This is a genomic window from Flavobacterium soyae, assembly GCF_045348165.1.
Lineage (GTDB): Bacteria > Bacteroidota > Bacteroidia > Flavobacteriales > Flavobacteriaceae > Flavobacterium > Flavobacterium soyae.
In genome coordinates, this window is the sequence record NZ_CP150845.1 from 4,592,555 (window position 1) to 4,605,370 (window position 12,816).

The 12,816-nt window shown below is 31.8% G+C and carries 13 protein-coding genes; 12 read left to right on the plus strand and 1 reads right to left on the minus strand.

Annotated features, from left to right (window positions below; translation table 11 throughout):
* The first annotated feature begins 277 nt into the window (after window positions 1-277).
* The 11 genes from AABD74_RS19020 (at window position 278) to AABD74_RS19070 (ending at window position 10,923) form a co-directional block, all read left to right on the plus strand.
* Complete coding sequence (locus AABD74_RS19020; protein WP_406843953.1) at window positions 278-2,992, plus strand: S8 family serine peptidase; 2,715 nt, start codon at window positions 278-280, stop codon at window positions 2,990-2,992.
* A 147-nt stretch (window positions 2,993-3,139) separates the two neighbouring features.
* Window positions 3,140-3,886 carry a HesA/MoeB/ThiF family protein gene (locus tag AABD74_RS19025; RefSeq protein WP_406843954.1) on the plus strand — a complete coding sequence of 249 codons (747 nt, stop codon included), beginning with the start codon at window positions 3,140-3,142 and terminating at the stop codon, window positions 3,884-3,886.
* Window positions 3,887-4,157: 271 nt separating this feature from the next.
* Window positions 4,158-4,490: a hypothetical protein gene (locus tag AABD74_RS19030; RefSeq protein ID WP_232680209.1), complete on the plus strand. Its 333-nt coding sequence runs from the start codon at window positions 4,158-4,160 to the stop codon at window positions 4,488-4,490.
* Window positions 4,491-4,577: 87 nt separating this feature from the next.
* Window positions 4,578-6,578 (plus strand): adenylate/guanylate cyclase domain-containing protein, encoded by a 2,001-nt coding sequence (locus AABD74_RS19035; protein ID WP_406843955.1) that lies wholly within the window; start codon window positions 4,578-4,580, stop codon window positions 6,576-6,578.
* Window positions 6,579-6,657: 79 nt separating this feature from the next.
* Window positions 6,658-6,990 carry an NHLP leader peptide family RiPP precursor gene (locus AABD74_RS19040; protein ID WP_232680205.1) on the plus strand — a complete coding sequence of 111 codons (333 nt, stop codon included), beginning with the start codon at window positions 6,658-6,660 and terminating at the stop codon, window positions 6,988-6,990.
* 104 nt (window positions 6,991-7,094) lie between these two features.
* Window positions 7,095-7,427, plus strand: coding sequence for an NHLP leader peptide family RiPP precursor (locus AABD74_RS19045; protein ID WP_232680203.1), 333 nt, complete (start codon window positions 7,095-7,097; stop codon window positions 7,425-7,427).
* Window positions 7,428-7,455: 28 nt separating this feature from the next.
* Window positions 7,456-7,809, plus strand: a complete 354-nt coding sequence (locus AABD74_RS19050; protein WP_232680201.1) for an NHLP leader peptide family RiPP precursor — start codon at window positions 7,456-7,458, stop codon at window positions 7,807-7,809.
* Window positions 7,810-7,838: 29 nt separating this feature from the next.
* Window positions 7,839-8,186: an NHLP leader peptide family RiPP precursor gene (locus AABD74_RS19055; RefSeq protein ID WP_406843956.1), complete on the plus strand. Its 348-nt coding sequence runs from the start codon at window positions 7,839-7,841 to the stop codon at window positions 8,184-8,186.
* A gap of 39 nt (window positions 8,187-8,225) precedes the next feature.
* A complete protein-coding gene (locus tag AABD74_RS19060) occupies window positions 8,226-8,585 on the plus strand; it encodes a class IIb bacteriocin, lactobin A/cerein 7B family (protein WP_232680184.1) in 360 nt (119 codons plus the stop codon).
* Between the two features lie 16 nt (window positions 8,586-8,601).
* On the plus strand, window positions 8,602-8,958 hold the full coding sequence (locus tag AABD74_RS19065; RefSeq protein WP_232680182.1) for an NHLP leader peptide family RiPP precursor: 357 nt from the start codon (window positions 8,602-8,604) through the stop codon (window positions 8,956-8,958).
* A 417-nt stretch (window positions 8,959-9,375) separates the two neighbouring features.
* A complete protein-coding gene (locus tag AABD74_RS19070; RefSeq protein WP_232680180.1) occupies window positions 9,376-10,923 on the plus strand; it encodes a type 2 lanthipeptide synthetase LanM in 1,548 nt (515 codons plus the stop codon).
* A 29-nt stretch (window positions 10,924-10,952) separates the two neighbouring features.
* Here the strand turns inward: AABD74_RS19070 and AABD74_RS19075 are convergent, their stop codons facing one another.
* Complete coding sequence (locus tag AABD74_RS19075) at window positions 10,953-11,720, minus strand: response regulator transcription factor (RefSeq protein WP_232680178.1); 768 nt, start codon at window positions 11,718-11,720, stop codon at window positions 10,953-10,955.
* 301 nt (window positions 11,721-12,021) lie between these two features.
* Here AABD74_RS19075 and AABD74_RS19080 point away from each other — a divergent pair, with 301 nt between their 5' ends.
* Window positions 12,022-12,732 (plus strand): hypothetical protein, encoded by a 711-nt coding sequence (locus AABD74_RS19080; RefSeq protein ID WP_232680176.1) that lies wholly within the window; start codon window positions 12,022-12,024, stop codon window positions 12,730-12,732.
* The last annotated feature ends 84 nt before the right edge of the window (window positions 12,733-12,816 follow it).

The following is a 12,816-nucleotide window of genomic DNA, read 5'->3' on the forward strand; positions in this document are numbered from 1 at the left end:
TTTTACACTTTTGCATACCGTTTAAAATAAAAAAAGGGCTGCAAAAAGAGAATTACTCTTACAGATTTTGAAGATTTTGAATGAAATAAAAACTAATAAAATTTTTACAAATATTTTAATAACTTTGAATTATCTGCACAGATAAATATTTCAAATAGAAATCATTAAACATTAATTTCATCTTTGCTTTATCTCAATTAAGAAGTAAAAAGATCTGAAACAGTCAATTTTTGAGCGATTGATAACAATGTTACGATTGCCCTAACATTTACAATAAATGAAGAAACCAATTACTTTTCTCCTTTTTATGATAACGACAATCTGTCTCTCGCAAAATGCTGAAAGATGGAAGCAATACATAGAAAAAGAAAACGAAAGAAAATTTGAGAAATACTATTTTACATCTTTAAAAAATGCACATCACAACAAATACAAGGTTGTAAAAAAATTGGACAGTACTTTTTGTATTGTCGAAAATGAAAGTTTAAAATCTAATCGGCCTTTAAAAAAAATTCTACCGGTTAACAATTTATGGAAATTACCCTCAAATTTTTCAAATCATAAGGAAGACAAGCAGTATATAATAGCAGCTGATTCTATCAAAGGGTTAATTATTGACTTGAAATCAATGAACATTTCTGATATCAAAATACTTAATAACCATCTTGTAATCATAAAAAGTGATTCCCAAAAAATTATTGATGAAGTTATAGCTTTGAATAGCGCATCTTCTGTTTCACAGGAATCATTATTGCCAAAAGGTGAATCTAAAATAATAGATCAAAATTTCAGCATCAATTATATAAATAAAGCCATTGTTAATTTCCCTCTTTTAACAGGCGAAAATCAAATTGCATCTGTCAAAGATGATTTTTTTGATTTAAATGATATTGATCTATTAAATAAGCACATTCCTTCTTCAACACAATCTGCTGTTGTATCGAGCCATGCAACGGCTATGGCAACTATAATTTCCGGATTAGGAAACAGTTCTGCATTAGGAAAAGGAGTCGCTCAAAAGGCTAAGATACAATCGTCTGACTTTTTGAATATCTATCCTGATGAAGTAACAACTTTACAAGGTGCTGCCACTCAAAATCATTCCTATGGTACAGAGATTGAGAATTTTTATGGTTCACTCGCTAATGCTTATGATTCTCAGTTATCCTTAAATACTGTTTTAACACATTGTTTTTCCTCCGGTAATAGCGGACTTCAAGGTTATAAATCTATTACCGGTAATTTCAAGCAGTCCAAAAATAGTATCGTATTCGGCTGTGTTGACCAAAACGAAGTAATTATGCCGTTTTCTTCAAAAGGCCCAGCCTATGACGGTCGGATAAAACCAGAGTTAACGGCCTTTAGCACACAAGGAACTTCAAATGCTGCAGCATTAGCTGCAGGCATTATTACGCTTATGAAACAACATTATAAAACTATAAACAATGTTTCTTTGACGAACGCCCAAACAAAAGCAATTTTAATTAATAGTGCAAAAGATTTAGGCAGTAAAGGTCCGGATTTTACCTATGGTTATGGTAATATCAATGCTGATAAAAGTTTAAAAACGATCAGCGAAAACAGAATTATATCTGGCAATTTAATATCTGGAAAGACAAATTCACATATCATAACGCTTCCGGTAAATGCAAAAAACTTAAAAATTACATTAGTGTGGAACGATTTACCCGCTGCAATCAATAGTAATATAAGTTTGGTAAACGATTTAGACATAGAAGTTATTTCGCCAGACAACACTACTTTTTTGCCCTGGATTCTTAATCCTGATGTTCCTGATCAGCCAGCGGTAAGAGGAAAAGATAAAATTAATAATATTGAGCAAGTCACTGTTGAAAACCCTGTATCAGGAATTTATACTATTAATGCTATTGGTTCATATGTCTCGAATACGTCTCAAGAATACAGCATCGCTTATCAATATGAATTGGAAAATCAATTTGAATGGAATTACCCCGTTAAGAATGATAATTTCCCTTATGATGGCAAGACTATTTCCCCTTTCAAATGGAATTCATCTTTTTCCGGTACCTCCGGACAATTGTCTATTAGCTACAATAATGGACAGACTTGGGAAATTATCGCAAATGGCATAAATCTGGATAGTGAACAATTTACTTATACCCCTGCAGGGCAAAAATTTTCAAAGGCAAAATTAAAAATGACCATTGATAATACCGATTATATCTCTGACAGCTTTACGATTTCTTATGATTTAAATATCAGAACCAGCTTAGTTTGTGATGGCACAACAGAAATTAATTGGGACAAACCTGCCGATGTTGCTTCATTTAATATTTATCAGCTGACAGGAGATCATTTAGAATTTAAAGAGCAGACAACAAACACCAATTATATCTATACTGATGGAAAAATTTACACCGTAATTCCTGTATTTGACAATAGCGAAGGAATAAAAAGTGAGTCAACATTACAGTATGCACAAAACTCAAATTGTTATTTCGAGCTGGCTTTTGCGGAAGTTTATGAGGAGAACAAAGTAAAGATTAATGCCAGTCTTTTTAGCTTATTTAATATAAAAAGAATTGACTTAGTAAAAATAATTAATAATGACGAAAATGTTATTAGCGCAATAAATGATATCAATTCAAAAACATTTTCTTTTTTAGATACTGCCCCCATAAAAGGCAGTAATAAATATAAAATAAATATAATTTTAGAAAACAATAATGTAGTAAGTTCTCTAATTCTTGATACTAATTATTTGGGTGATGAGTTGTTTTTTGTCTACCCCACCCTATTAAGCAAAAATGCAGCATTAAATATTGAAACCCAAAAAGAGGAAAACGCTATTTTCTATTTATACAATATCAGCGGGCAAAATATTATCACTTCCCCATTACTTTCTAAAAACAATAACATCAATCTAAAAAATCCTTCCTCTGGAATTTATCTCTATAAAATAATTACAAGCTTAGGCGAAATTCAAACAGGAAAAATTGAAGTTTTTTAAGCTATCGTTAGATGTTTATTTTTTAGGGCAAGGCAAAGAGCCGTGAAATAGATTTATAAAATAACAGATCTTACAAAATTCAGGTATTTTTGTTCTTCCCTATCTCTACTCAAAAAAATAAATTTTAATTATTGTAAAAGAATAAAAATGGATCAACGGCATATAAGAAATAGGCTTTATATTACTCCTGAAGAACAGGAAATCATAAAAAATACCCCAATATTACTAGGCGGTGCAGGTATTGGAAGTGTTATTGCAGAATGTTTATTAAGATTAGGTTTCGAAACCCTGACCATAATCGATGGAGATATTGTCGAATTATCAAATTTAAACAGGCAGAATTATACTGAAAAAAACATCTCACAACCAAAAGTAGAAGCCCTTAAGGAAAGATTACTTGCTATTAACAGCAACGCAAAAATTACGGTTCATAATTGTTTTTTAACGCCTGAGAATGTTGAAGAGCATATAACAGATTATAAAATTGCAATTAATGCTCTGGATTTTACTTCAGATGTTCCGCTTATGTTTGATTCCATCTGTCAGAAGAAAAAAATACCCGTTTTGCATCCGTATAATTTGGGATGGGGCGCATTGGTATTAGTTATTTCAGATGAAGAAGGACTGGAATCTTTAAGAAAACCAAATGAAAAATTTACCGAAATTAATGTAGTCGATTATGTTTTAGATTATATGAGATTTTGGGAAAAGCCTCAGCGATGGCTTGAAGAAATCCTTGAGCAATATAAAAATGAAGGTAAAAATCTTTCTCCTCCCCAACTCTCCATTGCATCCTCGCTAGTTGCCGGAATTTGTACCAATATTGCGTTTGATATCGCTGCTAATAACCCCGTAAAAGTATTTCCTGAGTTTTATTTGACCACTATTAAATAGAAAATTTACAAAATCTGTTTTCATAGTTTATTTTCTCCAATATAAAAGATTTTTCTTAAAAGCTGCTTTCAAAACTCAATTTTGAAGCAGCTTTTTTATTAGTATTTTGAGTTCTATTTTCGATTTTCTTTCCGCTTTTTAAATAACTATTGCAAAAAGAAAAGATAAAAACTGCAGCCTTTTTGTCAGTCTATTTGGCAATTCTATATCACTTAATGCAAATAATTTTACAATAGCAGAATAATTAGGTCTAATCATAAATTATAAAAAAATGGAATTAACTAACGAACAAAAGGTTTTAGAATCTATTGTAAAAAAAGCATGGAAAGATCCGGTATTTAAGGACAATTTAATAAAAAGTCCTGTTGAGACAATAGAAAATTTCTTAGAACATCCAATCCATTTACCAGAAGGAAAAACATTAGCCTTTGTAGATCAGTCCAATTCTTCTACAATCTTTATTAATATTCCTGCTGAACCAGACTTTGAGGATATGGAATTGAATGAAGAACAACTGGATATAATTTCAGGAGGAGCAGAAGCAGATCATACACCGCCTATTATTGTGAGTGCTAGTAATTATTCCACAGGTATTTTTGGATAAAACCAAATACCGCAGGATAATTAACGTGGAATAAAACGTATGTGCTCGCTATGAACATATGCGTTTTTTTAATTTAAAACTACTATTGTGAAAATCTTGTTTACATATTTATTGTTTTTTTTATTTCTGGTAAACGGAACAGGTCTGGATGCACAATCAAAAATGTCATCTAAACATGCCCTGGAAAATATTCCTGAAAATAAGCAAACTGCTGATAGTTTATTAAACGCTGGAGAAAAACACCAAAATGCCGGGAAATTTTTAGAAGCAATGGCTTTGTTCGAAAAAAGTTTGAAAATCTATCAAAAATCAAACAATCAAAAAGGTATTGGAGACAGCTACAATAAAATAGCAACAAACTATTATTATCAGGGAGATTATTTAAAAGCCCTTTCATACTTTACAAAGTGCAAGAAAACGTATGAAAAAGCCAATTTTCATAAAGGAGTTGCCGCAGCATTAAATAACATGGGCGCTGTTTATTATTACTTAGGCAACTATCCAAAGGCATTGGACTTTTACAGCCAGGTAATCAAAATTCAGAAAAAAATAGGCGATAAAAAAGTCATTGCCGCCGCCACACAAAACATTGGAGGAATATACGTTGATATTAGAGATTATACTAATGCGATGGTTTATTCTCAAAAAGCCAATGCCATTTACAGAGAATTAAAAGATTCCATAGGAATTTCTCATAACCTAAATGGGGCAGGTAAAATTTATATGATGCAGAAAGAATATGCAAAAGCCTATGATTATTTCAATCAGGCTTTGGCTATTGCAAATAAAATAGACGATAAACAAAAAACAATAGAAGTACTTTATAATTTGGGAGAACTTTTTAATACTCAGGGCGATCTTACCAAATCCTTGTCGTATTATAATCTTTGTTTGGCCTCTTCTCAAAAAATAAACAGTTTACAATATATAGGCATTACACAAGTTGCTATTGGCAATATATTAAACAAATTGGGAAATACCGACAAAGCGCTCAAAAAATGCAAAACAGGGCTCGATATTGCCGAAAGTCTTGGAGCGTTATCCGTTAAAAAAGATGCCTGCAAATGTCTTTACGAAACTTACAAAGCAAGAGGCAGCAATAATCTGGCGCTTAATTACTACGAAAAATCAAATGATTATAAAGACAGTTTACAATCTGAAGAAACATCTAACAAGATATTGAATATGGAGTTTCAAAAAGCAATGCTTATTGACAGTATAGCCTATGTTACAAAAGTGCATAAAATTGATCTTAAACATAAAGAAGAAGTTCAGAAGAAAGAAAAACAACGAAACTTAATCATTATCTCTCTTGGCTTTATCATACTGATTACTATCGCTTTATGGAATAGATTAAACTATGTTCGAAGATCCAGAAAAGCATTAACGATAGAAAAAGACCGTTCAGAAAAATTACTGCTAAACATTCTTCCGGAAGAAATAGCCGAAGAACTAAAAGAAAAAGGCTTTGTAAATGCCCGCGATTTTAATCTGGTTTCTATTCTTTTTACTGATTTTAAATCTTTTACACAGACTGCAGAAAAAATGACGCCGCAAAATCTTGTTGAAGAAATAAATGTCTGCTTCAAAGCTTTTGATTTTATCTCTGATAAGTACAACATCGAAAAAATTAAAACCATTGGAGATTCTTACATGGCTGCAGGCGGCATCCCTAATCCAGATAAAAATTCATTAAAAAACATTGTTTCGGCCGCATTAGAAATGCAGGAATTTATGATTCAGAGAAAAATAATCAATATAGCGGCAGATGTTCCGGCTTTTGAGATGCGTTTGGGCATTCACGCCGGACCTATTGTAGCAGGAATCGTGGGAGTAAAAAAGTTTCAATACGATGTTTGGGGAGATACTGTGAATACAGCAAGCAGAATTGAAAGCAACGGAATGGTAGAAAAAGTTAACATAAGCGAATCGCTGTATAATTTAATCAAGGATGAAAAATGTTTTGTATTTGAATACCGCGGTAAAATTTATGCAAAAGGCAAAGGAGAGATCAAAATGTATTTTGTCGAGAAAAGCGCAGTTTCACTGGTAAATACTCCTATAGTATTAGATCACAGCTATATATAAATAATATTTTGTCGGTTTTTTTGGCATTTTTATAATATTTTGAAGGACTAATTTTACATTATACAAAAGGAAATAAATCATGGAACAGAACAAAGAAGAAGAGGTTTTACGATTGGTAATTTCTAAAGCCTGGGAAGATGTTAATTTTAGAAAAAGCTTAATTGCAGATCCTATAAAAGCAATCGAAAATTTAACCGGAGCTAAAATTGTATTACCCGAAGGAAAAACACTTGTTGTAAACGATCAGACAGATAAGTCTAAAGTTTACATGAATATTCCAAGTGAACCCAATATAGAGGATATTGAACTAACAGAAGATCAGTTAGAGATTATTGCCGGAGGCGGACAAACAGTTTGGATTGATTTAGTTAATAATTTATTTCCTGCTTTAAAAGATTACATCATAGTTTAAAAATAAAAGGGCAAATTAAATAGTAACCATTTAATTTCTGAACCAGCCCTCTTAAATACTTTAAATCAACGATTACTATTAATCAACTTTAAAAATTTATTATCATGGAATTTACACAAGAACAAAAAATGTACGCACAGATCGTACAAAGAGCATGGGAAGATGCAGATTTTAAAAAAGAATTAGTAGCAAACCCATTAGCTGCAATTGAAAAAGTAATTGGTAAAAAATTGAATTTACCAGAAGGAAAAACATTAGTAGTAAGAGATCAAACTGACGATTCTACAATTTACATCAACCTGCCTGCAAAAGCAAATTTAGATGATGTAGAATTAACAGAGAAAGAATTAGAAGTTGTTGCCGGAGGTTATACAACTCCTGCCGACTTAGCTCTAGAATATATAGCTGTTCCACTTGCTAAATGGCTGTTAAGCTAAAAAACTAACCAATATAAATTTAAGTATCATGGAATTAACTCAAGAACAAAAGATTTACGCAGAAATTGTGCAAAAAGCATGGGAAGACGCTGCATTTAAAAATGAATTAGTATCAAACCCGATAGCTGCAATTGAAAAATTTACTGGTAAAAAATTGAATCTGCCTGCAGGTAAAACATTAGTAGTAAAAGATCAAACCAACGATTCTACTATTTATATCAACATTCCAGTTTCTACAAAATATGCAGATACGGAATTAACTGATGATCAACTAGAAGCTGCTGCCGGCGGTGTTATTGAGGGAGGATGTTTCCCGCCAGATTTTCCAGGCGGAATATGGCACCCAACTCCAACATTCCCAAAAGACATTATTCTTTTCTAAATAAATTAACCAATCTAAAATATTATATCATGGAATTTACACAAGAACAAAAGCTTTATGCAGAGCTGGTACAAAAAGCATGGGAAAATGCCGAATTTAAAAAAGAGTTAATTGCAAATCCTGTTGCTGCAATTGAAAAATTTACAGGAAAAAAATTGAATATGCCTGCAGGTAAAACAATCGTAGTAAGAGATCAAACTGATGATTCTGTTGTTTACATCAACATTCCTGCTGCGACAAAACAACCAGCAGATGCACAATTAAGCGAAGAACAGTTAGAGTCTGTTGCCGGAGGTGTTTCCATATGGCCTCCAATTGGAACATTCCCTTGGGATCCTACACCAACTTTTCCAACTATTCCAATTGAAACAATCTAATCAACCACTATTCTATTAACAATATAAAAAAATATAAAGATGAAATATACTAAAGAACATCAGGAAAAAGGAGCAGAATTAATGAAAAGTCTTATAGAAAAAGCATGGGAAAGTGCTTCTTTCAAAGATCAATTAATAAAAAATCCTCTGGCAACAATTCAGGAATTTACTAACAAAAGCTTTGTATTGCCAGAAAACCAAAGCATTGTAGTAGAAGACCAAACCAACGAATCTGTAATTTATTTTAATATTCCTGCAGAGCCAAACTTGGACGGTTTAGAATTAACTGAAGAGCAGTTAGAATTAGTTGCAGGCGGACTTACACCAGCAGTTGTTATAGGACTTTATGCATTAGGTGTAGCAGCATTTGCAGCAGGAGTACAACTTTATAATCAATAATTTAAATCTTACAGACATGAAAATTTCACAAGACGCTCAAATACAAGGACAAGAATTATTAAAAACTCTAGTCGAAAAAGCATGGCAAAGCCCTGACTTTAAAAATCAATTATTAACTAACCCTCAAGCAGCTATTGAAGCGGTTACTGGTAAAAAATCATCAAGCAATAAAAAAATTGTAGTTGAAGATCAAAGCAGTGATTCTATCATTTACTTCAATATTCCGGCTGAACCAAAATTAGACGAGTTAGAATTATCTGCTGAGCAATTAGAAATCGTTGCCGGTGGTCTTACTCCTTTGACTTTAGTTGTTGTTGTTGGTACTGTAGCCGGCGGCTTTGGAGCTGCAGCTTTATGGGACTACATTAATTAAGAAATAAGAATATAATGTTAAAATAAAAACCCTTGAACGATTTCAGGTTTATTAAATTTTGAAATTAAAGTTCAAGGGTTTTCTCTAAAATTAAAAAAGATGGAAAAGCAAGGGCAAATATCATTATTCGCAGGGATTTTTTTAGTAATTTCCGGATCAATATTAGTGAGCTTTAAATATAATTTCCTTGGCACAGCCAGTTTTATTTTGGCAATTATAGTACTATTTTACAGCGTTGTTCAGCTAAACAAGAATAAGAAATCGTAAACTTATTCGATTAAAAAATATAATACACCCTGTGTGCAAGCGAAGGGTGTTTTTAATTTTTAAACATTCCTACAGCTTTTTTTTTAGCAAATAAAAAAAGCATTACTTCCCTTATCACTCAGCATTCTTTTCACACTAAAGCCTTAGAAAATGAATAATCAATCTACCTGTTTTATCAGCAAAAATTTTGAAACGATTCCTTTCGTGGAAATCATTCTTCCTTATGCAGAATGTTTTCTGGAAAGTCTAAAATCAAAATTACCGGATAATGCCAAAGAAAAACTGCATTTGGAACTGGTAAAAGAGCTGAGCACTTTTTCTGAAATTATTTTACAGCATTCATTAGATTCATTCGTTCTCGAAGGCAATACAGAGATAGAAATTTTTACAGCAAAAATGAATCAATCGTTAGCTGTAGATTTTCCCGTTTTAGATTATATGATGAAACAAAAAACAGCCAATTTTTCTCGTCATATTTCCAAAATCATTGATCGCTTTTATAACGATTATGAAAAGATAAAAGCTGTATTTAAGCTAAGTGAAGTACAAATTACAGATATTGACGCAAGTCTTGGTGACGGTCATAACGGCGAAGGAACTGCTTTGATTCATTTATCAAATAAAACCAAACTGATCTACAAACCCAGAAATGTCAATTTGACCAATTCTTATAATGTACTAATCAATTGGATCAATCAAAAATTAAAATTAGATTTAAAAACATTTCAGGCACTTGATTGCGGCGAATATGGATGGCTGGAATTTGTAAATAACGAAGAAATAACTTCTGAAAATGATTTAGAAGAATATTATCATAAAGCAGGGGCTTTGCTTGCTACGGCCTATCTTTTGGGAAGTAAAGACTGCCATCGCGAAAATGTTATTGCATCTGGAAAAAACCCTGTTATTATAGATCACGAAACCATTATTCAGCCTTTTTTATCAAATGGTCTAATTAATAATTCCTGGGATGACCAATGTAAAATACCTAATTTATCGGTTCTGGAAAACGCTTTGATAGTTAATGACGATACCGGAGTTCCAATACATTTTGCAGGTTACGGTGTTCACAATAACTTACAGGCAACAGAATTGGAAAAAAGAATTATCAACCCAAATACTATAAACTCTAAAAGGGTAACGCGTTTTTTATTCACAAAAATTGCAGAAAACAATATTCCGAAATTTAAAGACAATTACGTATTTCCAACCAATTACAGCAGTAGTTTTCTCGAAGGGTTTTCTATAGTGTATGACCTGTTTTCGAATAATAAAGAAGAATTAAAATCTCTTAATTCACCAATTGAGGTGTTTAAAAATCAAGAAGTAAGGTATGTTTGGAGACCTACTTTTATATATTTTAAGATATTAAAATTTATGCGTACTGCGGCTCTCATGACGAGTTTTGAAGTTTATAATGCCAAACTGGAAGAGTTACTGTCTAAGGCTTACATTGGACAAAATATGGAAAGGTATAAATTTATATTTGATTTCGAATTACAGCAGATGCTTAACGGAGACATTCCTATTTTTAGCCTAAATAGTCTGGATAATGCTCTTAATTGTAATGAATCTTTCAAAATATTCGAATTCAATTGTATTGAAAATATAAAAAGAAGAATTGATGCAATTTCTCCTGAACATAAAAAGGAACAATTAAAATTTATTAATCGCTGGATTAATATTAAAGGAAATTAAAGAGACAATATAGCCCTAAAACGTACTTATTATATCAGCTTATTATTTGTAGCATACGCAATCGCTTCTGTGATACTGGTTACCTCCAGTCTTTCAAATAATTTTCTGCGGTGAAATTTTACAGTATCGGGAGAAACAAATATTTCATCGGCAATTTCGTTTATCGTAAAACCTCTTGTAGAAAGCTGCAAAATTTCTTTTTCCCTTTTTGATAAAGAAACTTTTTTAGATTCTTCCCAATGGTCTTTATCCAGATTATAGTTGTACACTTTATTCTCGCCGTTTTTATGAATTTTAATGTTTCCCGCCTTACGTTCAGATGATAACGAAATAATACAGATCGCTTTCCATATTTTCCCGGTATTGGTTAAAAAAACCGGAGTAAGTTTCTGGTTGATTAAGATTAATTTTCCTTCCTGGTTTTTTAAATGAAAATCATAAGAGATCGTATAGAGAATTCTCTCATTCAGTGGTATTTTTTCATAAAAATCAAATCCAACAGAATTGATCTTCAATAATAACTCCAGATCTATTGAGGGAACGTGTTTAAAATAAAAAGCATATCCCATTTCCAGAACTTCCTCTGCTGTATTTCCGCATAAAAATAACGGATTATCTGAAACAAATTCAAAACCTTGTTCCAAATAATCTATAACATAAATGCTCGTATATGTTGCCCTTGCAAATGCCTTTATAGGTTCTAAATAATTATTTTTTTGTACTCTCTCTTCATCTGTCAAGCCATCAATTGTATTTCTGGAATCAAAAAATGAATTTAAATCTGGTTCTTTCATCATACCTAATTTTAATTCAAATTTAACTTTTTTTTATTATGTCTGAAAAAAATTACAAGGCCATTAGGTAATAATAACATTAAAACTTACTGACTTTCAATTTGTTACTATGCCTTTTCTAAAATGACTGCAGATTTTCTATAAAAGTCATATAAAATCAGGGGTTATCCAAAAATTGACTCATTTACCTTCATTAAATATTCTTTTCTTCTTTGCATTACAATTTAAAACTGCCACTACACAAAAGTGTAGTTTATTGATTTTCAAATAAATACTACTATTTAGTGTAGTAAAATAATGACATATGAAAATTAGCTTTGTTAGGAACCAACGAACCAAAGAACTCATGATTATAACTCAAAATTACCTAGAAAGACTAGAACTAGACCAGCTGAGTGAATTAGCCAAGTTTGTAGTCGAAGAGAACTTCAGTCATCATTGTGAAGATGTAAATAGTAATGAACTTGTAACAGACACTCAGGAAGTGTATGATGAAGAATTAAATTATTTTAAAGATTCTGAAATTTTCGTTGCAAAAGATTTTTCAGGAAATATTCAGGGATCGATTAGAGTAATTAAATGGGATTATAAAACAAAACTCCCCCTTCAGAAAATTTTTAATATCGATCCATTAAGCGTCTTCGGCTATTCTGACCAGTTCTCATCCGTTTGGCACATTGGCCGATTTGCAACTAAAAAAAATCTCAAGGATAAAACTCTTTTTAAAAAATTAATGGTTTGTGCCATTGCTCCCATTTGTGAACAAAAAAATGGTGTTGCCTTTGCCGAGTGCGACAGCAAATTATTAAGAATTATGAACCTGCTGGGAATAAAAGCTCAGGTTATAGGAGCCTCTGCTCACTATCTGGGTTCTGAAACTATACCAATAGCATTGAATTACGATGGCTTAAAGGAGTTTTATAATAACAATAAAAATTTTGTAACCTCCTTCTCTATCGATAAAATATCCCCTAAATCCTTTAAAAAGAGAAAGTATCACTCCCAAGCATGTTAATTCTTCCTCCTAAATAAATTAAGATATAAGCCAAAACCACTATACCCCAAATACTGCACAGTAAAAGACCCAATTAAGATTTTT

Coding starts and splice junctions, on each gene's coding strand:
- AABD74_RS19055 (WP_406843956.1), top strand. CDS start 7,839: ATGGAATTTACACAAGAACAAAAGCTTTATGCAGAGCTGGTACAAAAA.
- AABD74_RS19070 (WP_232680180.1), top strand. CDS start 9,376: ATGAATAATCAATCTACCTGTTTTATCAGCAAAAATTTTGAAACGATT.
- AABD74_RS19060 (WP_232680184.1), top strand. CDS start 8,226: ATGAAATATACTAAAGAACATCAGGAAAAAGGAGCAGAATTAATGAAA.
- AABD74_RS19020 (WP_406843953.1), top strand. CDS start 278: ATGAAGAAACCAATTACTTTTCTCCTTTTTATGATAACGACAATCTGT.
- AABD74_RS19025 (WP_406843954.1), top strand. CDS start 3,140: ATGGATCAACGGCATATAAGAAATAGGCTTTATATTACTCCTGAAGAA.
- AABD74_RS19045 (WP_232680203.1), top strand. CDS start 7,095: ATGGAATTTACACAAGAACAAAAAATGTACGCACAGATCGTACAAAGA.
- AABD74_RS19050 (WP_232680201.1), top strand. CDS start 7,456: ATGGAATTAACTCAAGAACAAAAGATTTACGCAGAAATTGTGCAAAAA.
- AABD74_RS19075 (WP_232680178.1), bottom strand. CDS start 11,720: ATGATGAAAGAACCAGATTTAAATTCATTTTTTGATTCCAGAAATACA.
- AABD74_RS19030 (WP_232680209.1), top strand. CDS start 4,158: ATGGAATTAACTAACGAACAAAAGGTTTTAGAATCTATTGTAAAAAAA.
- AABD74_RS19040 (WP_232680205.1), top strand. CDS start 6,658: ATGGAACAGAACAAAGAAGAAGAGGTTTTACGATTGGTAATTTCTAAA.
- AABD74_RS19065 (WP_232680182.1), top strand. CDS start 8,602: ATGAAAATTTCACAAGACGCTCAAATACAAGGACAAGAATTATTAAAA.
- AABD74_RS19080 (WP_232680176.1), top strand. CDS start 12,022: ATGAAAATTAGCTTTGTTAGGAACCAACGAACCAAAGAACTCATGATT.